Here is a 24,526-nt window from a genome sequence, read left to right as displayed (position 1 = left end):
AGAAAAACATGGGTGCACGTTTAATTATTGATAAAGGCCCGTTGTCAGGATTTGTTTTAGTTCTTGAAGAAGGAACAAGCTGGTCAATAGGAAGAGATGATGCAACTAGTGATATTCAGCTAGAAGATCCTAAGCTTGCCGATACTCAGGTTGTTATAAGTAAAGAAGCGGGTGTTTATTCTGTCACAAATTTAGACAGTACACATCCTGTTACTGTGAATGGAAAAGAGATACTAGAGACAACATCTCTACAAAATGGTGATATCTTAATATTTGGTAGCAATCAATATTCTTTTTTCACGAATGAATTTGATCCTGAAGATGTTGTTTACGATTTTGACTTTTCTTCAGAAAATACAACTAATGTCTCGCCTGAACCTGCCGATAGTAAAAAGAAGACGAAGAAGAAAAGCAAGTCTTCTCAAGACAATGGAAAAAAGTCTTCTTCTTCAAAGCAGCAAGATTCTTCCGATACTTCCCCTACTGATAAAGACAAAGAACTTGCTGAGGCTTTCTTAGCTTCTGCAAAGTCAGAGAAGAAAACTTCCGATCAGAAGGTAGATATAGATACGCTACCCGATTCCGGAACAAAAAAGAAAAAATCCCCATTGGGGGATGTAAAAAATACTGAAACCCAGCATGCTACTATGGAAGAAAACGGAGCTTTGCCTAATCAAAATCAGCAGCCGTTGCCAGATTCTGACTCTGCTAAGCAGGAACAGTCTCTAGAAAGTGATCGGCCTAAAGAAGGTGAGCCTGTCAAAGAATCTCCCGCTTCTAAAAAAGAAGAAGTAACTCCCCAAGGAACTACAACTGATGAGAATCAGGATGTAGAAGAGCCACATGACGACAAAGAAACTTCTGAAGAAACGACTGATAACAAAGAAGAAGCTGAAGAGAAGCCCGAAGAGGAAAATCAAGAAGAGAGCAAAAAAACTGACAAAGCTGAAGTCTTGTCTCCGTTTAATGTACAAGATCTCTTTAGATTTGATCAGGGTATTTTTCCTGCAGAAATAGATGACATTGTTCAAAAAAATGTTTCTGTGGATCTTTCTCAGCCCTCACGTTTTTTATTAAAAGTATTAGCTGGAGCCAATATCGGTGCAGAATTCCATCTAGATACGGGAAAATCCTATATTTTAGGTAGCGATCCCGCGTCTGCAGATATTGTCTTTAATGATCTTAGCGTTTCGCATCGTCATGCAAAAATCATCGTAAGTAACGATGGTTCTATCATGCTGGAAGACCTAGGAAGTAAAAACGGTGTGATCATTGAGGGGAAGAAAATAGAGCACAGCTCTACCCTAAGTTCCAATCAAGTTGTTGCTCTAGGAACAACTTTATTCTTGCTGATAGATCATCTTGCTCCTGCGGATACAATTGTAGCTTCATTTGCTCCAGAAGATTATGGTTTATTTGGACGTCCTCAAGATGCTGAAGAAGTAGCTGAACAAGCTGCTCAGGAAGAAGAAGAAAAGCGTAAGCGAGCTACCCTTCCTACAGGATCATTTATACTTACATTATTCATTGGCGGCTTAGCTATACTTTTCGGTATAGGCACAGCTTCTTTATTCCATACGAAAGAAGTTGTCCCTATTGAAAATGTGGACTTCCAAGAAGACATCGAACGTGTAGTAAATACATTTCCAACAGTTCGTTACACATTTAATAAAAATAACGGTCAGCTCTTTTTAATCGGACATGTGAAAAATAGCATTGATAAAAGTGAGCTTCTCTATAAAATGGACGCTTTGTCTTTCATTAAATCTATCGATGACAACGTTATTGATGACGAAGCTGTGTGGCAAGAAATTAATATATTGTTATCGAAAAGAGCAGAGTTCAAGGGTGTGAGTATGCATTCTCCAGAACCTGGACAGTTTGTGATAACAGGATATCTAAAAACAGAAGAGCAAGCTGTATGTCTCTCTGATTATCTTAATGTGCATTTCAATTATCTTTCCTTACTTGAGAATAAGGTAATCATAGAATCACAAATGTTGAAAGCTATTGCTGGTCAACTGTTGCAATCAGGATTCGCAAATATTCATGTAGCTTTTGTTAATGGAGAAGTTGTTCTTACTGGTTATGTAAATAATGCGGATGGAGAGAAATTCCGTTCTGTTGTCCAGGATATCTCTAATTTGCCTGGTGTACGCCTTGTGAAAAACTTTGTTGTTTTGTTACCTGTTGAAGAAGGGATAATAGATTTAAATTTGCGTTATCCTAGCCGTTATCGTGTAACCGGGTATTCAAAATACGGTGACGTAAGCATTAATGTTGTAGTCAATGGTAGAATTTTGACCCGCGGTGACGTTATCGATGGAATGACGGTAACAAGCATCCAACCGAACTGTATCTTTTTAGAGAAGGAAGGGTTGAAATATAAAATCGAGTACAATAAATAGCTAATGTTAAGGCTTGTTAATTCTTTTGTATTTAGGAAGAAATACTATGTTTAATATGGAAAATACAGCTGCTAAAGAAGATAAATCTTCTCATCAGCTGTTTGATTTAGAGAAAGATATGCAGGATCTGAGTAAAGCTCAGGAGATCAAAGCTAATGTGCAGGATAAAGTGCAAAAATTGAATGCTTCTCTTCGTGAAGGTTCTGATAAAGCATTTTTTGAGAAGCAACAAGCATTGTTAGCAGGATATCTAGCCCTTCAGAAAGTTCTCGGGCGGATGAACCGCAAAATGGTTTAACAGACTAGATAAGTGGAGAATTTATGAGTAGTGGTAGCGGGAGCAGTTGCTCAGCATTTAATTTTAATGACATGCTTAATGGCGTATGCAAGTACGTCCAAGGTGTGCAACAATATCTAACAGAATTAGAAACCTCAACGCAAGGTACCGTTGACTTAGGTACGATGTTTAATTTGCAATTTCGTATGCAGATTTTATCACAGTACATGGAAGCAGTATCCAATATCTTGACAGCAGTGAACACAGAGATGATCACTATGGCAAGAGCTGTTAAAGGAAGTTAATAAACTAAGAGAAGGATCATGGCAGATTTGGAATTATTTAAAGCAGATTTTGCGTTGTTGTTTGAAGCTGGCATGTTGGCTATCAAACAAGGTGATGAAGAAAGCGCAAAAAAGCTTTTTCAATCTTTACAAATTTTAAATCCCGACCATTATGGTCACGAATTAGGATTAGCATTGATTGACCTGCATAAGATGGAAATTTTTGCTGCAGAAGAGCGATTAAGTGCTTTAGCACAAAAAGAAGTCGATAATTGGAGCATTAAGTCTTTCCTTTCTCTAACACACATGATGATCGTTTTGCATCAAGGAAGCTCTTTCGAAGTGCGACGTGAAAGCTTGGAAAACTGCTTAAAATTAGCAGATCAGGTGTTAGAAAATTGTGAAATAGAATCAACAAGAATTCTTGCCCAATCCGTTTTAGACTGGCATGATACTTTAGTAGCTAAAAGTGGTGGACCTTTAGGTTAATCTATTTTTTGGTTCTAAATAAAATACACATGGTTGTTGTCTTATGATAGATCCTTTGCAGCTTTTCCCGAAGCTAGACTCTGATAAAGAAACAGCTTCTATACAAAAACCTTCAGGGACTCCTTTAGCGAGCGAGCTAAATAAGGAGGTTCCTGCATTTTCTTTAGGAATGTCCGCGGACGCACTTAATAAAAATATTGAGGATGTAAAACCTAATCCTATGGCGATGATGCAAGATAGAAATTCTAACATCATTGATCCTGAATTAGAAGAAGCCTTGGATTCTGAAGAGCTCAAAGAACAGATAAATAATCTGAAAGAGCGTTTATGGGACGCACAATCAACCTTACAAAACCAAGATCAAAATAAGTTGTCTCCTGAACATTTTGAAGCTGTTAGTGTGATTATCGATTTAATCAATGGAGATCTTAGTGATATAGCTGAGCATACACAGCAAAGCTTAGAGAAAAAGACAGAAGAAGAAAGTGATTCTGTTACGCGTAAGATGATCAATTGGGTTTCCTCAGGTGAGGAAGTATTAAACAGAGCTCTCCTGTATTTTTCTGATAGAAACGGAGAGCGAGAAAATTTAGCCGACTTTTTAAAAGTACAGTACGCTGTTCAAAGAGCAACGCAAAGGGCAGAACTCTTTGCTAGTATTGTAGGAACTACGGTAAGTAGTATAAAGACGATAATGACCACACAATTAGGTTAACATGGACGAATTGACGACAGATTTTGACACGCTCATGTCGCAATTAAACGACGTACATTTGACTACAGTCGTAGGTCGTATTACTGAAGTTGTCGGTATGTTAATCAAAGCAGTCGTTCCCAATGTGCGTGTTGGGGAAGTGTGTTTGGTTAAACGTCACGGCATGGAGCCTCTCGTTACTGAGGTTGTTGGCTTCACGCAAAATTTTGCTTTTCTATCGCCATTGGGAGAGCTTTCTGGGGTTAGCCCTTCTTCAGAAGTTATCCCAACTGGTCTACCTTTGCACATCCGTGCAGGTAATGGTCTTTTAGGGCGTGTGTTGAATGGTTTGGGAGAGCCTATTGATGCCGAAACAAAGGGACCTTTAGTTGATGTTAATGAAACCTATCCTATTTTCCGTGCACCACCTGATCCATTGCATAGGGAAAAGTTAAGAACAATCTTGTCCACAGGCGTGCGATGCATCGATGGTATGCTCACAGTAGCTAGAGGTCAGCGTATAGGAATCTTCGCTGGAGCCGGGGTTGGTAAATCCTCCCTTTTAGGGATGATTGCTAGAAATGCTGAAGAAGCTGATGTTAATGTGATTGCTCTCATTGGAGAGCGGGGCCGTGAGGTTCGTGAGTTTATCGAGGGGGACCTTGGAGAAGAAGGAATGAAACGATCGGTGATCGTTGTTTCTACATCAGATCAATCATCACAACTACGATTAAACGCTGCTTATGTAGGTACTGCTATAGCAGAGTATTTCCGAGATCAGGGGAAGACTGTTGTTTTAATGATGGATTCTGTAACTCGATTTGCTCGAGCATTAAGAGAAGTTGGGTTGGCTGCTGGAGAACCTCCAGCTAGAGCAGGATACACACCTTCAGTATTTTCAACCTTGCCTAGATTATTAGAACGTTCAGGAGCATCAGATAAAGGAACAATCACAGCATTTTATACTGTGCTTGTTGCCGGAGATGATATGAATGAACCGGTTGCAGATGAAGTTAAATCGATTCTTGATGGACACATTGTCTTATCTAACGCTTTAGCACAGGCATATCATTATCCTGCTATTGATGTTTTAGCATCAATTAGTCGTTTGCTGACAGCAATTGTTCCTGAGGAACAAAGACGCATCATAGGAAAAGCTCGTGAGGTATTGGCAAAGTATAAGGCAAACGAAATGCTTATACGTATTGGAGAATACCGTCGAGGTTCCGATCGCGAAGTGGATTTTGCTATAGATCACATAGATAAGTTGAATAGATTCTTAAAGCAAGATATCCATGAAAAGACTAATTACGAGGAAGCTGCGCAACAACTTCGGGCAATTTTCCGATAAGATATTAAGGGTAAAATGCCGTGCCTAAATACCCGTTAGAGCCTGTTCTAGCGATTAAAAAAGATCGTGTTGATAGAGCGGAAAAAGTTGTTAAAGAAAAGCGGCGTCTTTTAGAGATAGAACAAGAGAAATTAAGAGAAATCGAAGCTGCTCGTGACAAAGTGAAAAATCACTATATGCAAAAGATTCAGCAATTGCGAGAATTGTTAGACGAAGGCACAACGAGTGATGCGGTTTTACAGAGAAAAGCCTATATTAAAGTTGTTGCTGTACAACTGGCTGAAGAAGAAGAAAAGGTTAATAAACAAAAAGAAAGCGTTTTAGCAGCTTCCAAAGAGCTGGAAAAAGCAGAAGTTAATTTAGCCAAACGGCGAAAAGAAGAAGAAAAAACGCGTTTGCATAAAGAAGAGTGGATGAAAGAAGCTCTCAAAGAAGAAGCGCGAGAAATAGAAAAAGAGCAAGATGAAATGGGACAACTACTTCATCAGTTGCGCAAGAAAAAACAACGTGAATCGGGGGAATCTAGTTCATGGAATTAAATAAAACATCCGAGTCTTTGTACAATTGCAAGACAGATCGCCATTCAGTACAACAGGACGTAGGTCCGGAGCCTAAAGATAACCGCGACGTTAAAGTATTTTCTTTGGAAGGCCGCCAACAATCAAAACAAGATCGTCAGGATAAAGTTTCGAATAAAGGTTCTCGTCAAGAATCTCGAGGAGCTGATGATAAGCATGTAGAAGAGAAAACATCTGCTGTATCTTCTAAAGAAGAAGATAAAGAAGATGGCGATGGCTTCATGGCTTATGACAATCCTACAGCAGGAATGGCATTTGTAGATGTCGCTGCTCCTATGTCTAGCGAAGTTGTTGTAGAAAGTTCTACAGTAGCTGTTGCTAGTGCAGATTTACAGTGGGTGCAAGAAGTTATTGCTAATACTGTAGAATCTATGATGGTTGCTGATGTTAATGGTCAGCAGTTAATCGAATTAGTTTTAGATACTGAAGGTAATGTTCCTGAAATTTTTGCAGGTGCAAATTTAACCTTAGTACAATCTGGAACGGACCTTTCTGTAAAATTCTCTAATTTTGTAGATAATGCTCAGATGGCAGAAGCAATGAATCTCATTGTAAATAATCCTTCTCAGCTTGCTAGTTTAGTAGGAGCATTAAAAAATCGTCATTTGAATTTGACAGAATTGACTGTTGGATCAAGTATTGTACAATTGCCAACTGTTGAAGAGGTACAAACACCTCTACATATGATTGCTGCTACAATTCATCAAAGAGGTGAAGAGAAAGATCAAGAAGGAAAAGATCAGCAGCAACAACAAGATCAAGAACAAAACCAATATAAAGTTGAAGAAGCACGTTTATAAAGGTGATTTCTCATGGCAGTAGCAGCGGAGCCTAGCGCTAGTTGGTTAAAATCTAGAAATGATTTTCTAAACTCTTTAGTGAAAACGGAAGAAGGGATTTCTCTTCCTTCGTTTCCTAAAGATTTATGCCAACGTAGGTTGAAAGAAAAATTTCGTTTAGAAGAAACAAGTCTTACTATTCAACCTCGAGGCTCCCTCTCTGCAAATCAGGCTGTTCAAGATTTTGGAACACATCTTTTAGTTCAGTCGTTTCTAGCACAACCTTTAGATCCTGGGACCTTCTTCTTTGTTACTTCAGAAGCAGATCTTCAATCTTTCATGGTTGCTGTATTTAATGATTCTAGTTTAGCTTCCTATTTCTACGAGAAAGATAAACTATTAGGATTCCATTACTACTTTTGCGCAGAGCTATGTAAGTTACTCCAAGAATTGGCTTGGTTGCCTTCATTATCTGCTAGAGTTTTAGGAGATGCACGGTTTTCTAATAAGGATCTGCAAGGATCTTACCAAGCTGTAGATATCACTTGCGGATTAGATGGAAAGTATATGCGTTTCCGTTTACTTTTCCCAGAAGTGGTATGTGATAGTTGTAAACAGTTCCTTTCTACATCGGATCAAAATTTTGATGTTCATCAATTAGATCCTACTCCTTTGACGATGTCTATAGAAGTTGGTTATTGCCAACTAACGCAAGAGGAATGGCAACAAGTTGTACATGGCAGCTTCATCTTGTTAGATAGTTGTTTATACGATCCTGATACAGAAGAAAGCGGTGGCTTGCTTACTATTCAGGGACATCAATTTTTCGGTGGTCGTTTTGTTGATCAAACCTCCGGGGAATTTAAAATTACCAGCTATCCAAGTTTACAACAGGAAGAACCTGCTGAAGAAACACCAGAAGCTGCTCTACCTGCAGCACCTTTACCAGGAAGCTGTAAATTAGTAGCCGAAGCTTCTAGATACTCATTAACTGTTGAGGAGTTTTTAAAACTTACTCAAGGCAGTATCTTAAATCTCGATGGTATCCACCCTTCTCGAGGTGTGGATTTGATTCTCAATGGAGCGAAAGTCGGGAGAGGAGAGATAGTATCTTTAGGAGATGTTTTAGGAATTCGAGTCCTAGAAGTATAAACGCATAATTGTCTCCTATGGATTGTCAATCCGAAATACCTTCTCAAAATCAGGTAATTGGTGAATATCACATCAAACAAATCTTGAGTAAGAAAGAGGGCAGAGCGGTGTACCAGGGTTTGCATCCTGATACTCTACAACCTGCAGCCATTAAAGTTCTTGCAACACCTTTGATTGCTGATACATCACGAGTTCATAATTTCTTAAAAGAAGCGCGGATCGTTGAACAAATCTCACATCCAAATATTGTTAAGTTATACCAATATGGACAATGTAGGGAAGGTCTGTACATAGCTATGGAATATATTCAGGGAGTTTCTCTTAGACACTACATTCTCTCCCAGCTAATTCCTTTATCACGTGCTATTGATATTGTCTTACATATTGCCCAAGCTCTTGAATATCTACATAGCCGCGGCATTCTCCATAGGGATATAAAACCAGAAAATATCCTTATGACATCTCAAGGACAAATTAAGCTTATAGATTTTGGTCTTGCTGCGTGTTCTATGGATGAAGATACTCGTCTTGCGTGTTTAGGGACACCTTCGTACATGAGTCCTGAACAACGTCAAGGAGATAAGATTTCTGAACTTTCAGAAATCTATTCATTGGGTTTAATAGCATACGAATTAATCTTAGGAAATTTAGCCTTAGGTAAAGTCGTTTTATCTTTAATCCCAGCTAGAGTGAGTAAGATCCTAGCAAAGGCTTTACAACCCTCCCCTAAAGATCGATACGGATCTATGAAGGAATTCATCTCAGATTTACATAGATATCGTCATGGTGAAGATCTTCAAAAAGATAAGCGTAATAAAGATCATACCGCGCTGGTGAATGATCAGCTATATCATCAGAGATTTTGGTTATCTCCTTTGGAAATTGTTACTCCCGAATTTCTATCGATTTCCATATGTGAACAAGGATATCCTACGCATCCCCATGTATACTATGAAGCTTATATGAGTGGAGATACTTTTAGATTATGGTTTTGTTATAGTCTTTCAGGAAATCCAACTTTAGTATTAACTATTGTGAAGAGCTTCGTAAGTCAATGGGGTCATGAAGATAACATTAGAAATACGATCCGCAAAATTCATAGTGAGTTAATGCGTATAAATGTTCCTATAGATGAAAAGGGAATTTCGTTAGTTTGCGTAACTATCCCGAAAGAAAAAAAGGAACTTTCTTGGATTGCTTGTGGGAAAACTAATTTCTGGTTAAAAAAACAAGGAAAGGTTCCTCAGAATTTTGCTACTTCGTCCTTAGGTCTAGGAAAAATTAGTTCTTTACAAATTCAGGAAACCAAGGTTGCATGGGAAATAGGTGATGGAGCAGTATTACATACCTTACAGGCAGACGATTCCATGTCATCTTTACATAGTCCTTTATTCACAGAGTTGAAAGATAGAGGACAAACAGCTATATTCTGCCCAATAGAGAGCGTACAGTACGGGATATTAGAAAATCATGACGGAAATCTTTGTCCCTCAACACTTATCAGCTTAAAAAGAATCCGGTGAAAATAGTGACGTCGAACATTGGAAGAAAGATCTTACAGGTCATAAATAAGAAAAAAGGAAAAATCGGAGTACTTGCTGCTGTGTTTTTCTTTGACCTGGTTTTACTTGGTGTGAATTCTCAAAAACCACCAATTAATGAACCAAGATCTCGAGCTAGAAACTCCCAAACAGACGAAAATAGCCAAATTGCTGCCTGTCCTAAAAACATAGTTAATAAGACATCAGCAAAGAAATCTGATAAGCAATCTATTGCTAAAAGCTTACCTCAAAATCAACCGCGTCATTTTAAGAAATCTACACAGACATTTTCTCCAGGATTTTCTGAGGGTTCGCCATTTGCTAAGCCTGAAGTTAGAAAACGTCCTCTTGATAACCGTTATACTCAAACGGCTACGAAAAAAACTCCGCGTTTCCTTCCTAAACAGGAAGAAAAAACGGAAGTTATCGAAGAGAAAAGCGAAGAGGCTCAACTTTGGGAAGATAAGCGTGCTTATGCTAAACGCGCTGTAAACGCTATAAACTTTAGTGTAAAAAAGCTTGTTGAAGAGAGTGAGAAAAAGAGTTCTCAGGAAGAAGGCTTTAAAGTTGATAATAAAGCAGCATCTTCACAACCATTGAAAACAAAATCTCCAGATAAGCAACCCTCTATTGATAAGATAGCAATTCACTCTGATTCCAAAAAAGATGATGAGCAAGCTCCCTCTTTATTGAAAGGGAAACAAATTACCTGCGCAGATCTTAAAGATAATGGTTATACTGTAAATTTTGAAGATATCTCTGTTCTTGAGCTTTTGCAATTTGTCAGTAAGATTTCTGGAACAAATTTTGTTTTCGACAGTAATGATTTAAATTTCAATGTAACGATTGTTTCTCACGATCCTACATCTGTTGACGATCTTTCTACGATCCTTTTACAAGTCTTAAAAATGCATGACTTGAAAGTAGTAGAGCAAGGGAATAACGTCCTTATTTATCGTAATCCTCGTCTTTCTAAATTATCGACTGTAGTTACCGATGGTTCTGCAAAGGATAATTGTGAAGCTGTTGTGGTTACTCGTGTATTTCGTTTATACAGCGTACATCCTACATCTGCTGTAAATATTATTCAGCCGCTACTTTCACACGATGCTATAGTAAGTGCTTCAGAAGCTACACGCCATGTCATTGTTTCTGATATTGCTGGAAATGTTGAAAAAGTTGGGGAGTTATTAGCAGCTTTAGATAGTCCCGGAACATCCGTGGATATGTCAGAGTATGAAGTGCGTTATGCAAATCCTGCTTCACTAGTGAGCTATTGCCAAGATGTTCTTGGTGCTATGGCTGAAGACGAAGCTTTTCAGATTTTTATTCAACCAGGAACAAATAAGATTTTCGTAGTTTCCTCGCCTCGTTTAACTAGCAAGGCAATACAACTACTAAAATCCTTAGATGTTCCAGAAATGGCACATACATTAGATGATGTCACAAGCCCTGCTGCAGCTTTAGGAACATCAGGGGCCGCAAATCCCAAAAGCTTACGCTTCTTTATGTATAAGCTGAAATATCAAAATGGTGCGGCAATTGCTCAGGCAATTCAAGATATTGGATACAATCTCTATGTAACAACAGCGATGGATGAAGATTTCATCAATACGCTAAACAGTATTCAATGGTTAGATGTTAACAACTCTATTGTTGTTATCGGAAATCAAACGAATGTAGATAAAGTCGTTAGCTTACTCAATGGTTTAGACTTACCTCCAAAACAAGTGTATATTGAGGTGCTTATCCTAGAGACTAGCCTAGAGAAATCTTGGGATTTCGGGGTTCAGTGGGTAGCACTTGGAGATGAACAAGGTAAGGTCGCCTATGCTTCAGGCTTATTAAGCAATACAGGTCTTACTAATCCTGCAAAATCTACAGTTCCACCTGCAAAACCATCTCCAGGAGATATTCCATTACCGACACCTGGTCAGTTAGCAGGAATTAGCGATATGATGTATGCATCCTCAGCTTTTGGCTTGGGGATCATAGGAAATGTTCTTAGCCATAAAGGGAAATCTTTCCTTACCTTAGGGGGGCTTCTCAGTGCTTTAGATCAAGATGGCGATACTGTCATTGTTCTTAACCCAAGAATTATGGCTCAGGATACACAACAGGCATCTTTCTTTGTTGGGCAGACGATTCCTTTCCAAACAACGAGCACAATCATTCAAGAAACGGGAACTGTTACACAAAATATCGAGTATGAAGATATTGGTGTTAACCTTGTTGTTGCTTCAACGATCGCTCCGAATAACGTCGTTACTTTACAAATAGAACAGACGATTTCTGAGCTACATTCTGCTCAGGGGACTCTTACACCTGTAACAGATAAAACTTATGCAGCTACCCGACTACAAGTTCCTGATGGATGTTTCTTAGTAATGAGTGGTCATATCAGAGATAAAACTACAAAAATCATTACGGGAGTTCCTCTGCTAAACTCTATACCTTTAATTCGAGGTTTGTTCAGCAGAACAATAGATCAAAGGCAAAAACGTAACATCATGATGTTCATTAAGCCTAAGGTTATTAGCAGCTTTGAAGAGGGCACAACATTAACAAATAAAGAGGGTTACAGATACAACTGGGAAGCTGATGAGGGATCTATGCAAGTAGCGCCACGACATGCTCCTGAATGTCAGCACCCTCCCGCATTACAGGCAGAAAGTGATTTTAAAATGCTAGAAATAGAAGCCCGATAAATGCTATATAGAAAAAATAAGATGATATTCTACGCCATGGAATAGCTTCTGACTCTGTTGTATTTCAGGGGGAAAGCCAAGAAAACATCATCGGCCGTATGATTGTTGTTTTCTTGGCTTTTTTATTCCCCAACTCTATACTTACTCCTTCTTTTTTGCCTAAATAGCTCAGTTGGTAGAGCAACGCATTCGTAACGCGTAGGTCGTCGGTTCGATCCCGGCTTTGGGCAAACATAGCGAAAAATATTTACAGAAAATAAAAAGAAGGCTTACCGTTTTGCTTTATTTTTAATGGAAAAGTATAAGAGATAAGAACTTATAAAGAGCAAGATCCTCTCATAATCGCCATTATGAGGTTTTGCATTTTGCTTTCTATTTTAGAAGTATTTCTTAGCCTATTTCTATAAAGAATATTCCGTATTTGATGGATATGGTGAAAATCAATGTCTTTTCTCTATCCAAATTAAAAATACATTTAGGGGAAAAAGGGCAACTGGCATGTCCTAAGAGGCGAGAGACTTTAGGGAGAGTCGTCCTCAGAGCTTTTCAAGATTTCATCTTAAAAGTATGTCAGGGCTTTTAATTTTGGCCTTAGGGGGAAAACTTTGCCGCCCTCCTATAACCACATATTTGGTAAGGAGGGTATTAAAAGCCGGCGGGAGATAAACCTTCTGCAAGTTTTTTTAAAACATCTGCGCGTAATTGCGTAATTACTTCTTTTTGCAGATTCTTATTATTTTCAGGTTGTTTTGTAAGTGCTAAATGTCCACGATGTGCTTGCCAAAATACTGGATTCCAAATAGTGCTATTATTAGCTCCCTGGATCCACCCTAGACTAATTCCTAGTTGAATCCAGCTTAATGCATCTAATGTTTCCTGAAGGTCTAAATGATAGGAATGCGTAAGCAGTCCTAATGCACGTAAAATATGATTTTTTAATTCTCCAGCATTTTCTTCAGCATGTTTCTTTTTTGCTGATGCCTCCGCAACGGATATTTTTGAGGACCATATTCTCAACGATGATAGGATTTGCTCTTCAGTAAGTCCTAAAGAACATTTATTGGATAAAACTAGCATGTTTCCAATGTATCCTGGCGTTGCCGGTAGCATTCCTGAACAAGCTACTTCTGTATCTTCATCAATAATATCGTTTAATTCCTGAGAATATACTAGTGTAGGAGCATGCAAAAAACACTGACTTTTTAATCCCGTACCACATTCTCTAGGATTTGTAGTTAAAAAACCAAAATCTGAAGAAAAAGCAAATTCTAGCTTCTCATTAAGATAAGAGTCTAACCGTACAAGCTGATCTAAAGCTTTTTCAGGTTCAGATACAAAGTCTATCGTATGGAGAATCAAATGATCTCGGAAATTTATTGCGGCTAGAATAGTTCCAGAACGATTTACAATAAGAGCTTCGCCTTCAGGATTCCCTGTTAGATCATAGGGAAATAGAAAATGCTCAATGAGAAATTCTTTTTGCCAAGCGGGAGCATCTTTAAGAGGTAAAACTAAAAACTCATCAAAACCTTCAATATGGTTGAAATGGGAAACTATAGCCTCTAAAATTTCCTGCTTTTTCTCCCTAGATAAACAAGGAAGAAACTTTGCTATGGAAAGATTCCTAGATAGTGAAAACGTCGTTATAGGCCAGGTTTTATTTATAGGAGGGGCGTCTTTCTTACTAGCAAAATTAAGAAGTAAATCATTGGGAAGAATCATGCGAATTCTGATTTTTTAAATGATTAATCTGATCTCGTATTACAGCAGCTTGCTCGTAATCTTCACGAGCTAACGTATCCTGAAGAGCCTCGTTTAAAGCTATTAGCTTAAGAAGGGGATTCATACTTGCCGCTTCTCCAGGAGCACGACCAATATGTAAGCAACCGCGACTACTGTCAGAAGTTGCTGATGAGAAAATAGCTTTAGTATGCATTAGTTTCGCAATAAGCTGTGTTTTGAAATTGGTGTAACACAAATGACAACCAAGTAGCTGATCTTCATCAGCAGTTGGTTTCCATACAGTTTTACAATTGCCACACTCTAAAGTTACTGAAGATCCCGAAGTACCTACGGCAATATTATCACGACTATAGTAATGACTCGGACAAGGACAAGATTCACATACATAAGAACGTAAGATCTTATCTTTATCTACTTCAGTATAGCAAATTGTTGCTGGCTTTTGACAGTGATAACACTGATGGGATTTAGAAGTCGCCATGGAGATCTACCATTAAAGCCAAATACTAATACACCCAGTACCAATAACAAAAAAGTGACAAAGGAGAAAAAGGTTTTTTTTAAAGAAATGTAAAAGAACCAAGAATAATCAACTGGGCCTTGAAGGATTTGAACCTTCGACCCCCTCATTAAAAGTGAGGTGCTCTAACCGCTGAGCTAAAGGCCCGAAGTTTGCTTGGTAATTTTACATTTTGACCCCAAGGGGATTCGAACCCCTGTTACCGGAATGAAAATCCGATGTCCTGGGCCAGGCTAGACGATGGGGCCAAGACAACTACAATATTACTAGTTCTATCCCTTTAGAGCAATCTTTTCCTCTCTTTGTTTCATATGAAAAACCAAAGAAATAGAGGTAGATAAAGATTACATATACGAAATAGAGCTTATCATATTGACGAAAGATCCGCCTCTTTTTGCTTCGTAATTTCGTCAATTTGCTTACAGAACTTATCTGTTAATTCCTGGATCTTCTTCTCCATTCCTTTAACAGCATCTTCTGTTAAGTCAGAATCTTTTTTTAACTTGTCGTTAGATTCCCTGCGGATATTGCGAATAGTTACTTTCGCTTCCTCAGATTTACGGCGCAACTGCTTGATAACTTCATTTCTGTATTCCGCAGTAGGCTCAGGAATCTTAATACGTACTATCGTTCCTTCTACATCCGGTTGCAAATTTAAATTTGCAGCAATAATGCCCTTGGATATAGCAGAAACATTATTCGCATCGTAAGGAGAAATAACTAACTGACGAATGTCTGCTACAGAAATAGAGGCTAAATCAGACAGCCTCATTGTGGTTCCATACACATCTACGGTCACTGTTTCTACTAAAGCAGGATTGGCTTTTCCTGTTCTAAATGATCTGACTTCTTTATGGAAGAATTCCAAAGCACCAGCCATTTTTTTTTCAGTATCAGTTAGAATGGACATGCTGAGCGTCTCCACAAATTAATGTTCCGATATTCTCATCGAAAATAGCTTGCTCTAAAGAATGCTTAACAAAGCTAAAGACACGAATAGGAATATTGGAATCCATGCATAAAGACACAGCGGAAGCGTCCATAACTCCTAGTCCCTGAGATAGGAAATCTTTATAACTAATACGGTCGTATTTTACAGCATCTGTAAACATTCGAGGATCTTTATCATAAACTCCATCAACATGCATAGTTGCTTTAAGTAGGATGTCAGCCTTCAACTCACAAGCACGCAAAGCAGCGCCTGTATCTGTTGTTAAATAAGGCGAACCCGCTCCTGTTGTGCAGATTAAAACTTTACCTTGGCTTAAAGCTTCCGCAGATTTTTGAGGAGTATACAAGTCTGCTAGTTGAGGGCAAGAAAGCGTAGAAGTTAACAAACAAGGAATATCATCGGCTTTTAATGCATCCGCTACAGCCATACCATTAATTAAAGTAGCTAACATTCCCATTTGGTCTGCAGATACTCGATTAATTTGTAGTTCTTTTTGTTGAGCAAGACCCCTTAAGATATTTCCACCGCCTATAACAAGAGCTGTTTCGATATCGCAGTTGCGTACGGCACGTAATTCTGCTACTAATCTGGATAAACGAACTTCATCAATTCGGTTTCCACTATCTGTTGAGAGAGATTCTCCAGAAATCTTAAATAAGACTCGTGTTATTCGCTTAGACATATTTCCTCTCGCTTATTAAGCTCCTATTTTCCATAAAATGAATTCCTTCACTTCGACGGAATTGCCACTAGTTTTGCTAGCGTCATCAACCAAACCTTGAATGGTTATATCAGGATTTTTAATGAAGGCTTGTTCTAGTAGACAAACATCTTGGAAGAATGTTCCCAATTTACCACTGATAATCTTATCGATAACAGCTTGGGGTTTTCCTTGTATTTGAGAAGAAATTACTTCTTTTTCTCTTTCTAAAGCATCCGCAGGTACACTCTCTTTATTTAAAAATAGTGGTTGTGCGGCTACGATGTGCATGGAAATATCTTTAGCTAGATCTTCTTTATCAGCAATTCCAGAAAGAACAGTCACGGAAACGGCTTTCCCATTACCGTGCGAGTAAATGCCTATACTTTCTTCCGTTGCTTTTGGTAAGTACTTAATTCTGCTAATACGGATATTTTCGCCGACAGTTTGCATAGTTACAGCGCGTAACTCATCAACGGTAAGAGAAGAGTCTTGAGATGAAGCAAGAGGTAGTAAGGCGTCGATATTGTCTACTTTATGATTTAAAACATCTTCAACTAAACTATCGACGAAAGATCGAAATACAGAGTTATTAGCTACGAAATCTGTTTCCACGTTAACTTCAACAACAGCAGTACCCCGAGCATCGCTTTTTGCTGCAATGACGCCTTCTTTTGTTTCTCTGTGCTCCTTTTTGCTAGCAGAGGCAAGACCTAATTTACGTAAGTGAACCACAGCTTCTTCAAGATTCCCATTGCATTCAGCTAAAGCTTCCTTACATTTGGTTAACCCTACACCGGTCTGTTGTCTTAAGAGTTTGAGGGTTTCCATTGAAAAGTTGCTCATTAGTTAGCCTCATTACTGTCGTATTTTTTTGCCAATAAATCTTCTTGACGATTGTCTTCGCCGGTTGCGTAGATATCGATTTCTTCAGATGCATCTTCAGTGTTTAAAGCTTTAATTGGAGAAATAATCTCGATGCCAAGTTTTTTCTTGGTATTAACGATGTTGTCTTTAATAGCGTTAACGATTAAACGAATACTTTTTAAAGAATCATCATTACATGGAACAACATAGTCAATCGGTGTTGGATCACAGTTAGTATCAACTAATGCCAATACAGGGATACCGAGTTTTTTAGCTTCTGCAACAGCGATTTTTTCATAGCTAGGGTCAACAACTATAACCAAACCAGGAATCTTCCTTAGGTAACGGATACCTTCCAAGTTTTTTAATAATTTTTGATGACGCTTAGCAAGTAAGGCGATTTCTTTTTTTGTTAAGTAAGAACTATTTTGAGTAAGATCTTTTTCGATTTTATCCAAAGTTTTAATAGAGTTTCGGATAGTTGTCATGTTAGTTAACATGCCACCTAACCATCTCTCAGCGACAAAGTATTCGCCAGCTTCTATAGCAGCTTCTTTAATGACGCATTTGGCTTGTTTTTTAGTTCCTACAAAGAGAATAGGCTTGTTCTCTTTAATGACCTTACATACTTGTGGAAGGGCATTGCGCAATTGATAAAGAGTTTTTGCTAGATTGATAATGTAAAGACCATTTTTCTCCTCAAAGATGTAAAGTTTCATCTTTGGGTTCCATCTTCGCGTTTGGTGCCCAAAATGAGCCCCCGCTTCCATTAAGTCTTTAACTGAAAGATTGCATAGTGGTTGTTCTTCCAAGCTTTGTACCTCTATTTCTTGAATATGTTAACAATGGCATCTTGATCCAACGTCAAGATTTCAGTCTTGGTGACGTTTAGAAAAGCGCCCGATCAGAATCGAACTGACACCGGTAGCTTGGAAGGCTACAGCTCTACCATTGAGCTACGGGCGCATGCTAAAAAGGAGATGTTAATTTAATAAAGCTTTTTACGCAAGATTGTAATCTCTAGGTCTCTAGCTTCTAGAAAATTTTAGATAGAAGGTTAGTTCTTATGCGAATGGATTTTAGAAAAGAGATTTGAAAGTAAACAAAAAATCAGAACCCAGATGCTCCTAGGTTCTGATAGCGGGACAAAAAGTTAGGATAGTATAAAACTAAATCCTTAGAATCTGAATTGAGCGTTTAAATGAGCGGCTCTTTCATTGATTAAGCGTGCTTCACCAGTGATTGACCATTTATCAGCATCGATTAAAGTTGCACCAACAGCAACGCCACAAGCTTTTCTAGACTTCATTTTGTTGATCTGAATCGAAACAGTTTGCATGAAGTCAGAGAATTTGTTGGTTGTGTCAAAAGTAGTTGCTTCCCCTAAAAGCGTCGGATTCCAATTTGTTAGTTTCAAAATAGCTGAAGCTAATTTAGGTTGGGCTATGCGGATGGCATCGGCATCAAATGTAGCTCTAGACCAATTGACCCCAATGTATGGAACAAGCATGTTCAATCTATAAGAGAGAGCCATGCCGACTTGCCACTCATGATATTTAATTGTGGCAGATTTAGTGTCGGTAGCTTGGTCTGTCCCAGCATTTAGAGGTAGAGGAAAGGCTTGGTTTTTATAACCTCTAGGCTTATGAATCACAAACTGTGCTGGGCTAGAAGTTACGTTAAGCATTTCAATTTTAGGATTAGACTGAGCGTATTGGAACTCTGCTCCTAAAGTCGCACAACCACATTCCCATAAAGCCCCACGTGCACCAACGCTCCAAGAGAATGTTGTGTCAGTATAAAGCTCTACAACGCCTTGGGTAATCCCTACGTTTGGAAGCTGATCGGCTGCAAGAGTGCCACCCTTAACCCCAATTAAACCAACAAGGTTGAATGCTGCAGAGCTTGCTTTGAAGTAGCCGTTAGAAGCTCCTAATGTGCAAAAGATATCAAAACGATCCCAGATATTTAATGCTAGGAAAGCGGCATTTGTAAACCATTCTGCATCTTGCATATGTTTGCCGTAAGCAATATTAGGTCTATCTGTAGGAGTTTTAAAATCTGCGGCAGAATCACCTGTAGGGGCAGCTCCCATACTGAATGTTTTATTAACATCAACTTTTAATACACGATCGAAAACATAATCTCCGTAGTATCCTGCGCGGATGCTAATAGCATCACACCAAGTAGAGCAAGGATCACAAGGATCACCTGAAGCACCTTCCCACATAGTGCCATCGATTAATAAACTTGGTTCAGCTGGATTCCCTACAGGCAAGGCTTGTAAGGAGAGAGCGGAACCCGTAGCGGCAAACAGTAATGCCGATTTTAAGAGTTTTTTCATACTCACCTCTAAAGATTATGCTTAGTATCTTTTCTTTTTGTGCTCGCTATTCTAATTTGCTCTTCTGGCGGCACCACGTCCAAGTTAAAGCCAGACAAGATATCCTGTAGGCAATTAATGGCTTTGAGGAGTGTCTTGCAAGTGAAAACAGCCTTAAGCATGAACATACAGTTCATTAATCGAAAACATAACAAACTTTTCTTATTATAGTAAAGACGATAAGAAAAAAGACTGTTTTCAGGCATAGATTTCAAGCGATAACTCCTTATATCTGCTAATAAGTGAGCTAATAGATTTTTGTACACACTTTTATTTCTTATGCCACTTAGAATAAGTTGGAATTGCCTTCACAGAAGAGTGTAAAAAGGCTTTCTTATACCCAAATCATTATATGTTCTTCTTTATTTTTGCAAATAAAACAAAGCGAAATTATTTAATAAAACATTAAAATTTTTGACGATTTTCATTTTTATGTTTTATTTATAATGTTTTCATTTTTGCAAAAATTACATTTGTTTTATCCATTATTATGTCTTGTAATGCTCAGTTTATAACTAGCCGAATCTCTTGCCAGACAATGGTTGAGACCCTACTATTTGTTTTATGAAACCTCCTAATAAGCGTCGTTCTTATCTTACAGTTCCAGAAAAGACCAACAGGCTATTGTCGGGGATTATCGTAACATTGGCGATAATCGCTGTGCGTTTGTGGCATCTTGCTGTTGTTGAGCATGATCAGAAATTAGAAGAGGCTTATAAACCACAGATGAGAGTTGTTCCTGAGCTTGTTGAGCGTGCAACGATTTGCGATCGTTTTGGTAAAGTATTAGCGGAAAACAAGATGCAATACGATGTGAGTGTTGCTTATGGAGCTATTCGTGATTTGCCATCCAGAGCTTGGCATGTTCATCCAGATGGAACTCGCGAGCTTATTCCTGTTAGGAAAAATTATATTGCGCGTTTATCCGAACTCCTTGCCCAAGAGCTACATTTAGATAAAGATGCGATTGAAGATAGTATCCATGCTAAAGCCTCTGTATTAGGTTCTGTACCGTATTTAGTTCAAACCAATGTTTCTGAACGTACGTATTTAAGATTAAAGATGATGTCAAAACATTGGCCAGGCTTGCATGTAGAGCCTACTGTACGACGTTATTATCCTATGGGAAAGATGGCTTCGGATATTTTAGGTTATGTAGGACCGATTAGTGCTCAAGAATATAAGCGAGTAACGCGTGAATTGAGTAAGTTGCGAGAATGTGTTCGAGCGTATGAGGAAGGAGAAGATCCAAAATTTCCTGAAGGTTTAGCGAGTATAGATCAGGTGCGCTCTTTACTAAATTCTTTAGAGAATAATGCTTATAGTTTAAATGCCTTAGTTGGGAAACTAGGCATAGAGGCATGTTGGGATGGGAAATTACGCGGTCAATTAGGCAAGAAAACAGTTCTTGTAGATCGCCGTGGAAACTTCATTCAAGGTCTTAATGAGATAGCTGCGACTTCTGGTAAGAAGCTTCAGCTTACATTGTCTACAGAGCTACAGACATTTGCAGATGCTTTGCTTTTAGATCATGAAAAAACAGAACAATTCCGTTCGACACGATCATTAAAGAAGCAAAAGTTTCTACCTCCTTTATTTCCTTGGATTAAAGGGGGAGCCATTATTGCTTTAGATCCTAATAGTGGTCAAATATTGGCCATGGCGTCATCTCCGCGTTATCACAATAACGACTTTATCGATATGCGGATAGGATCCGAACCAGAAGCGAGATCTGAAGTATATCGTTGGTTAGAAAATGCTGAACATGTTGCGGAAGTGTATGATAGGAAAGTTCCTTTGCGTCGTGAAAGGAGAGATTCTCTTACAGGTTTATACTACGACGAAGAACTTTCTCTTACTTTTGATTATTTCTTGGATTTTATTTTGCCAAACACATCAGAGCTTAAGTCTGTTGTTAAGCTTTATGGGACAGTAGGAAATGCTATCAAGTTGCAGCAGGATGTAGAACGTTTATTGAGTATTTTCTCTTATTCTGAAGGGCATTGTTCATGCTCTTCTATATTTGATGCAGTGTTTCCTTCTGAGCAAGAGCATATTGCTATAGGCAGAGTCATTTCTATGAAGCAGCAGGAATGGATAAGCCGTTGCTGTAAAGACTATGAGCAAGAAATAGAGGGCATTAAGAAAGAGCTAGAGCCATTTTTTTCTGAGCTTCCAGCGAATTACGATAAGCTTTTGCTTATAGATCTATTTCAGATGGTTGTTGATCCTTCAAGAGTTCATCCTGAGTTACTTGCTTCTGTAGGATCTCTTTCTTTATCAGAATTTTTCGAATGTCAGGGACATTATGTAGCTTTGCGTAGTGCGTTTTCCAAGATCGTAGAGGACATTTTTACTGAGGTAGATTTTAAAGAGTGGAGAAAGCTCTATTTTGCAAAGTTTCTAGAGGTTAAGAGAAAAGAGGAAAGCGATAGGAAACAACGCTATCCCACGCCGTATGTGGATTATTTATTAGAGGAAAAACGTGCACAATATCAGGATTTCCGTCGTTGTTACCTTGATAAGTTTTTAGTATATTTACTTTCTGGTCAGGGGGAAACAGAACATCTAAAAGCTTATTACGAAGCCCTTTCCATATGGAAAGGAGAATTAGAAAGTGGTGCACATAAGGCATTGTCATGGCACGAGCATTATGAGTTTTTAAAACAAAAGTTTTCTGATTCTTCAGTTGACCTCTTGCATTTGTTCTTATCTTTTAGAGAATTTTCTGAGCTTCAGCGGCCTCTTTATGGAAATTATGCTCCGATGCTTACACGAAATGTTCCACAAAAAGAACAAGATTTAGCATCAGCATTTTATCCTACTTATGGTTATGGCTACCTACGTCCTCATGCTTTTAGTCAGGCAGCAACTTTAGGGTCTATCTTTAAGCTAGTCTCTGCTTATTCTGTATTGTCTCAGGAAGTAATGCGAGGACATGTAGATTTAGACTATCTATCTCGTTTACTCGTTATTATCGATAGACAGTCTTTTGGTTATGTAAGTTCTAAGCCACATGTTGGCTTTTTTAAAGATGGCTCCCCTATTCCTTCATTTTATCATGGAGGGATTTTACCAAAGAATGACTATGCAGGGCGCGGACGCATTGATTTAATTGCTGCTTTGGAAATGTCTAGTAACCCGTATTTTTCCTTGCTTGTTGGTGAATATCTCTCTGACCCTGAGGATTTGTGTCACGCAGCTTCTTTATTTGGTTTTGGAGAAAAAACAGGGATAGGCTTGCCAGGAGAATATGCTGGTGTAATTCCTCATGATGTGGCTTACAATCGTTCGGGATTGTATGCCACTGCTATAGGACAGCATACTCTTGTTGTTACTCCTTTGCAAACGGCTGTGATGATGGCAGCACTGGTTAATGGGGGATCTCTTTATGTTCCTAACTTAATTTTAGGAGAGTGGAGTGGAGAAGAGTTTATAGCAGCCTCTCCTATAAAAAAACGGGATGTATTTATGCCTGAATGCATAACGAAATTGTTTAAATCCGGTATGCATAATGTCATTTGGGGAAATTATGGAACTACAAGAAGTATTCGTGATCAGTTTAGTCCTGAGTTATTAAATCGAGTTATTGGGAAGACAAGCACGGCAGAATCTATAGTGCGGGTAGGTTTAGATCGACAATATGGAAATATGAAGATGAAGCACGTGTGGTTTGCTGCTGTGGGATTTGCTGATGCTGAACTTATTCATCCTGATATTGTTGTGATTGTCTATTTGCGTCTTGGAGAGTTTGGAAGGGATGCAGCGCCTATAGCCGTAAAAATGATAGAAAAATGGGATAAAATAAGAAAAAAAGAGGGTTTTTCTGTCAATCAGTAGGAGTTGGCACGCTTTTTGCTCCTGGAAAACACGAGGTCAACGAACTTGTGTGCCAGGAGAAATATTCATGGAAGAAGCTGCGAAACATCTAGCGAAAGAATTTCTCTGCTCAGGAATTAACTTCTTTTTGAGTGGAGAATATGAACAGGCAGAACGAAGACTAAAAGAAACTTTAGAGCTAGATCCTACAGCAGCACTAGCTTATTGTTATTTAGGAATTATTGCTTTAGAGTTGGGAAGAATTCCTGAGGCATTAACTTGGTGCACAAAAGGATTGGAATCTGAGCCTGGTGATAGCTATTTACGTTATTGCTATGGGGTGGCTTTAGATCGTGATAATCGTTGTGAAGAAGCTGTTGAGCAGTATCGTGCCTACGTTATTTTGCATCCGGATGATGCTGAATGTTGGTTTAGTTTAGGTGGGGTCTACCATCGTTTAGGTAAATACACAGAAGCAATAGAATGCTTTGATAAAATCTTAGATCTCGATCCTTGGAATCCACAAAGTTTGTATAATAAAGCTGTTGTTTTAACAGATATGGATAATGAGTCAGAAGCTATTGCTCTATTAGAAACTACGGTAAGTAAAAATCCTTTGTATTGGAAAGCATGGATAAAATTAGGTTATTTACTCTCGCGTCATAAGCAATGGGATAAGGCTACGGAAGCTTATGAAAGAGTCGTGCAGTTGCGTCCTGATCTATCTGATGGGCACTATAATTTAGGTTTATGTTACCTCACCTTAGATAAAACACGATTGGCTTTGAAAGCTTTTCAGGAAGCTCTATTTTTAAATGAAGAAGACGCAGATGCGCATTTTTATGTTGGCCTAGCTCATATGGATCTTAAACAAAATCAACTTGCATCCGATGCTTTTCATCGTGCGCTAGGAATTAATTTAGAACACGAACGTTCTCATTATCTTCTTGGCTATCTTTATCACATGGAAGGGCAATCAGAAAAAGCGGAAAAAGAACTATCATTTTTAACTATAAAAGATTCCATGTTTGCTCCGTTATTACAGAAAACAGTATCTTCAGGTCAATTTGAACGTAGATTAGATGTGCTGCCATAAATAATAAAATTAGAAATTATGGGATAAGTTAAGTAATTTTTAAAACTCGTTAATTTTTTGTGAGATCGAAAAAATTGCTTTGATGTAGAAACTTTAGGGACAAAAAAAATAGAACTCTTAAAATGGTTTTGTGTTTCAAGACTTTATGTCTTTTTTTGAACACAGAGTGTGATCTCCAAAAGAAT

Annotated in this window: 20 protein-coding genes and 4 tRNA genes; 14 read left to right on the top strand and 10 right to left on the bottom strand. The window is 38.4% G+C overall.

Going from position 1 to position 24,526, the window contains the following annotated elements:
* Window positions 1-8 precede the first annotated feature (8 nt).
* From sctD to O1W70_RS02735, 12 genes are all read left to right on the top strand, one after another.
* On the top strand, window positions 9-2,408 hold the full coding sequence (sctD, locus tag O1W70_RS02790; RefSeq protein WP_332380798.1) for a type III secretion system inner membrane ring subunit SctD: 2,400 nt from the start codon (window positions 9-11) through the stop codon (window positions 2,406-2,408).
* Between the two features lie 46 nt (window positions 2,409-2,454).
* A complete protein-coding gene (locus O1W70_RS02785) occupies window positions 2,455-2,706 on the top strand; it encodes a DUF5398 family protein (RefSeq protein ID WP_117273728.1) in 252 nt (83 codons plus the stop codon).
* 23 nt (window positions 2,707-2,729) lie between these two features.
* Window positions 2,730-2,990 (top strand): DUF5407 family protein, encoded by a 261-nt coding sequence (locus O1W70_RS02780; protein WP_011006005.1) that lies wholly within the window; start codon window positions 2,730-2,732, stop codon window positions 2,988-2,990.
* An 18-nt stretch (window positions 2,991-3,008) separates the two neighbouring features.
* Complete coding sequence (locus O1W70_RS02775; RefSeq protein WP_332380797.1) at window positions 3,009-3,458, top strand: hypothetical protein; 450 nt, start codon at window positions 3,009-3,011, stop codon at window positions 3,456-3,458.
* Between the two features lie 43 nt (window positions 3,459-3,501).
* Window positions 3,502-4,173 (top strand): hypothetical protein, encoded by a 672-nt coding sequence (locus tag O1W70_RS02770; protein ID WP_332380796.1) that lies wholly within the window; start codon window positions 3,502-3,504, stop codon window positions 4,171-4,173.
* 1 nt (window position 4,174) lies between these two features.
* Window positions 4,175-5,503: a type III secretion system ATPase SctN gene (gene sctN / locus O1W70_RS02765; protein WP_213241964.1), complete on the top strand. Its 1,329-nt coding sequence runs from the start codon at window positions 4,175-4,177 to the stop codon at window positions 5,501-5,503.
* Window positions 5,504-5,523: 20 nt separating this feature from the next.
* Window positions 5,524-6,042 carry a type III secretion T3S chaperone gene (locus tag O1W70_RS02760; RefSeq protein ID WP_213241966.1) on the top strand — a complete coding sequence of 173 codons (519 nt, stop codon included), beginning with the start codon at window positions 5,524-5,526 and terminating at the stop codon, window positions 6,040-6,042.
* Window positions 6,033-6,881 carry a DUF5421 family protein gene (locus O1W70_RS02755; protein ID WP_375797186.1) on the top strand — a complete coding sequence of 283 codons (849 nt, stop codon included), beginning with the start codon at window positions 6,033-6,035 and terminating at the stop codon, window positions 6,879-6,881. Before O1W70_RS02760 ends, O1W70_RS02755 begins: the two co-directional genes overlap by 10 nt.
* A 12-nt stretch (window positions 6,882-6,893) precedes the next feature.
* Window positions 6,894-8,012 carry a type III secretion system cytoplasmic ring protein SctQ gene (sctQ, locus tag O1W70_RS02750; protein WP_332380794.1) on the top strand — a complete coding sequence of 373 codons (1,119 nt, stop codon included), beginning with the start codon at window positions 6,894-6,896 and terminating at the stop codon, window positions 8,010-8,012.
* Window positions 8,013-8,029: 17 nt separating this feature from the next.
* A complete protein-coding gene (locus O1W70_RS02745) occupies window positions 8,030-9,535 on the top strand; it encodes a serine/threonine-protein kinase (protein WP_332380793.1) in 1,506 nt (501 codons plus the stop codon).
* Window positions 9,532-12,261 carry a type II secretion system protein GspD gene (locus O1W70_RS02740; RefSeq protein WP_332380792.1) on the top strand — a complete coding sequence of 910 codons (2,730 nt, stop codon included), beginning with the start codon at window positions 9,532-9,534 and terminating at the stop codon, window positions 12,259-12,261. The genes O1W70_RS02745 and O1W70_RS02740 overlap by 4 nt, the downstream gene beginning before the upstream one ends.
* Window positions 12,262-12,418: 157 nt before the next feature.
* Window positions 12,419-12,491, top strand: a tRNA-Thr gene (locus O1W70_RS02735).
* Between the two features lie 415 nt (window positions 12,492-12,906).
* On the opposite strand, the gene O1W70_RS02730 is transcribed toward O1W70_RS02735, so the two are convergent.
* The 10 genes from O1W70_RS02730 to O1W70_RS02685 form a co-directional block, all read right to left on the bottom strand.
* Window positions 12,907-13,983, bottom strand: a complete 1,077-nt coding sequence (locus O1W70_RS02730; RefSeq protein WP_375797185.1) for a protein arginine kinase — start codon at window positions 13,981-13,983, stop codon at window positions 12,907-12,909.
* Window positions 13,967-14,485 carry a UvrB/UvrC motif-containing protein gene (locus tag O1W70_RS02725; RefSeq protein ID WP_375797184.1) on the bottom strand — a complete coding sequence of 173 codons (519 nt, stop codon included), beginning with the start codon at window positions 14,483-14,485 and terminating at the stop codon, window positions 13,967-13,969. Before O1W70_RS02725 ends, O1W70_RS02730 begins: the two co-directional genes overlap by 17 nt.
* A 113-nt stretch (window positions 14,486-14,598) precedes the next feature.
* A tRNA-Lys gene (locus tag O1W70_RS02720) sits at window positions 14,599-14,671 on the bottom strand.
* Between the two features lie 26 nt (window positions 14,672-14,697).
* Window positions 14,698-14,772, bottom strand: a tRNA-Glu gene (locus O1W70_RS02715).
* A 119-nt stretch (window positions 14,773-14,891) separates the two neighbouring features.
* Window positions 14,892-15,434, bottom strand: a complete 543-nt coding sequence (gene frr / locus O1W70_RS02710) for a ribosome recycling factor (protein ID WP_375797183.1) — start codon at window positions 15,432-15,434, stop codon at window positions 14,892-14,894.
* A complete protein-coding gene (gene pyrH, locus O1W70_RS02705; protein ID WP_375797182.1) occupies window positions 15,418-16,158 on the bottom strand; it encodes a UMP kinase in 741 nt (246 codons plus the stop codon). The genes frr and pyrH overlap by 17 nt, the downstream gene beginning before the upstream one ends.
* Before the next feature lie 15 nt (window positions 16,159-16,173).
* Complete coding sequence (gene tsf / locus O1W70_RS02700; RefSeq protein ID WP_375797181.1) at window positions 16,174-17,022, bottom strand: translation elongation factor Ts; 849 nt, start codon at window positions 17,020-17,022, stop codon at window positions 16,174-16,176.
* On the bottom strand, window positions 17,022-17,813 hold the full coding sequence (rpsB, locus tag O1W70_RS02695) for a 30S ribosomal protein S2 (RefSeq protein ID WP_375797325.1): 792 nt from the start codon (window positions 17,811-17,813) through the stop codon (window positions 17,022-17,024). The genes tsf and rpsB overlap by 1 nt, the downstream gene beginning before the upstream one ends.
* A 125-nt stretch (window positions 17,814-17,938) precedes the next feature.
* A tRNA-Gly gene (locus tag O1W70_RS02690) sits at window positions 17,939-18,009 on the bottom strand.
* 211 nt (window positions 18,010-18,220) lie between these two features.
* Window positions 18,221-19,387 carry a porin gene (locus tag O1W70_RS02685; RefSeq protein WP_375797180.1) on the bottom strand — a complete coding sequence of 389 codons (1,167 nt, stop codon included), beginning with the start codon at window positions 19,385-19,387 and terminating at the stop codon, window positions 18,221-18,223.
* A gap of 603 nt (window positions 19,388-19,990) precedes the next feature.
* On the opposite strand from O1W70_RS02685, the gene O1W70_RS02680 reads away from it, so the two are divergent.
* Together O1W70_RS02680 and O1W70_RS02675 are read left to right on the top strand one after the other, a co-directional pair.
* The gene (locus O1W70_RS02680) at window positions 19,991-23,266 is read left to right on the top strand and encodes a penicillin-binding transpeptidase domain-containing protein (RefSeq protein WP_375797319.1); all 3,276 of its coding nucleotides are present in this window, start codon (window positions 19,991-19,993) and stop codon (window positions 23,264-23,266) included.
* Between the two features lie 67 nt (window positions 23,267-23,333).
* Entirely contained in the window at window positions 23,334-24,341 is a 1,008-nt protein-coding gene (locus tag O1W70_RS02675; RefSeq protein WP_332380782.1) for a tetratricopeptide repeat protein, read from the top strand.
* Window positions 24,342-24,526: the final 185 nt, after the last annotated feature.

The sequence above is a fragment of the Chlamydia sp. 16-02 genome, from assembly GCF_042235055.1.
GTDB lineage: Bacteria > Chlamydiota > Chlamydiia > Chlamydiales > Chlamydiaceae > Chlamydia.
Note: the sequence above shows the minus strand (reverse complement) of the source record. Positions and strands in the feature narration are given on the sequence as shown.

Bases quoted from the DNA above. Each gene is read 5' to 3' on its own strand.
- sctD (WP_332380798.1), top strand. From the start codon at position 9: ATGGGTGCACGTTTAATTATTGATAAAGGCCCGTTGTCAGGATTTGTT.
- O1W70_RS02785 (WP_117273728.1), top strand. From the start codon at position 2,455: ATGTTTAATATGGAAAATACAGCTGCTAAAGAAGATAAATCTTCTCAT.
- O1W70_RS02780 (WP_011006005.1), top strand. From the start codon at position 2,730: ATGAGTAGTGGTAGCGGGAGCAGTTGCTCAGCATTTAATTTTAATGAC.
- O1W70_RS02775 (WP_332380797.1), top strand. From the start codon at position 3,009: ATGGCAGATTTGGAATTATTTAAAGCAGATTTTGCGTTGTTGTTTGAA.
- O1W70_RS02770 (WP_332380796.1), top strand. From the start codon at position 3,502: ATGATAGATCCTTTGCAGCTTTTCCCGAAGCTAGACTCTGATAAAGAA.
- sctN (WP_213241964.1), top strand. From the start codon at position 4,175: ATGGACGAATTGACGACAGATTTTGACACGCTCATGTCGCAATTAAAC.
- O1W70_RS02755 (WP_375797186.1), top strand. From the start codon at position 6,033: ATGGAATTAAATAAAACATCCGAGTCTTTGTACAATTGCAAGACAGAT.
- sctQ (WP_332380794.1), top strand. From the start codon at position 6,894: ATGGCAGTAGCAGCGGAGCCTAGCGCTAGTTGGTTAAAATCTAGAAAT.
- O1W70_RS02745 (WP_332380793.1), top strand. From the start codon at position 8,030: ATGGATTGTCAATCCGAAATACCTTCTCAAAATCAGGTAATTGGTGAA.
- O1W70_RS02730 (WP_375797185.1), bottom strand. From the start codon at position 13,983: ATGATTCTTCCCAATGATTTACTTCTTAATTTTGCTAGTAAGAAAGAC.
- O1W70_RS02725 (WP_375797184.1), bottom strand. From the start codon at position 14,485: ATGGCGACTTCTAAATCCCATCAGTGTTATCACTGTCAAAAGCCAGCA.
- frr (WP_375797183.1), bottom strand. From the start codon at position 15,434: ATGTCCATTCTAACTGATACTGAAAAAAAAATGGCTGGTGCTTTGGAA.
- pyrH (WP_375797182.1), bottom strand. From the start codon at position 16,158: ATGTCTAAGCGAATAACACGAGTCTTATTTAAGATTTCTGGAGAATCT.
- tsf (WP_375797181.1), bottom strand. From the start codon at position 17,022: ATGAGCAACTTTTCAATGGAAACCCTCAAACTCTTAAGACAACAGACC.
- rpsB (WP_375797325.1), bottom strand. From the start codon at position 17,813: ATGGAAGCGGGGGCTCATTTTGGGCACCAAACGCGAAGATGGAACCCA.
- O1W70_RS02685 (WP_375797180.1), bottom strand. From the start codon at position 19,387: ATGAAAAAACTCTTAAAATCGGCATTACTGTTTGCCGCTACGGGTTCC.
- O1W70_RS02680 (WP_375797319.1), top strand. From the start codon at position 19,991: ATGAAACCTCCTAATAAGCGTCGTTCTTATCTTACAGTTCCAGAAAAG.
- O1W70_RS02675 (WP_332380782.1), top strand. From the start codon at position 23,334: ATGGAAGAAGCTGCGAAACATCTAGCGAAAGAATTTCTCTGCTCAGGA.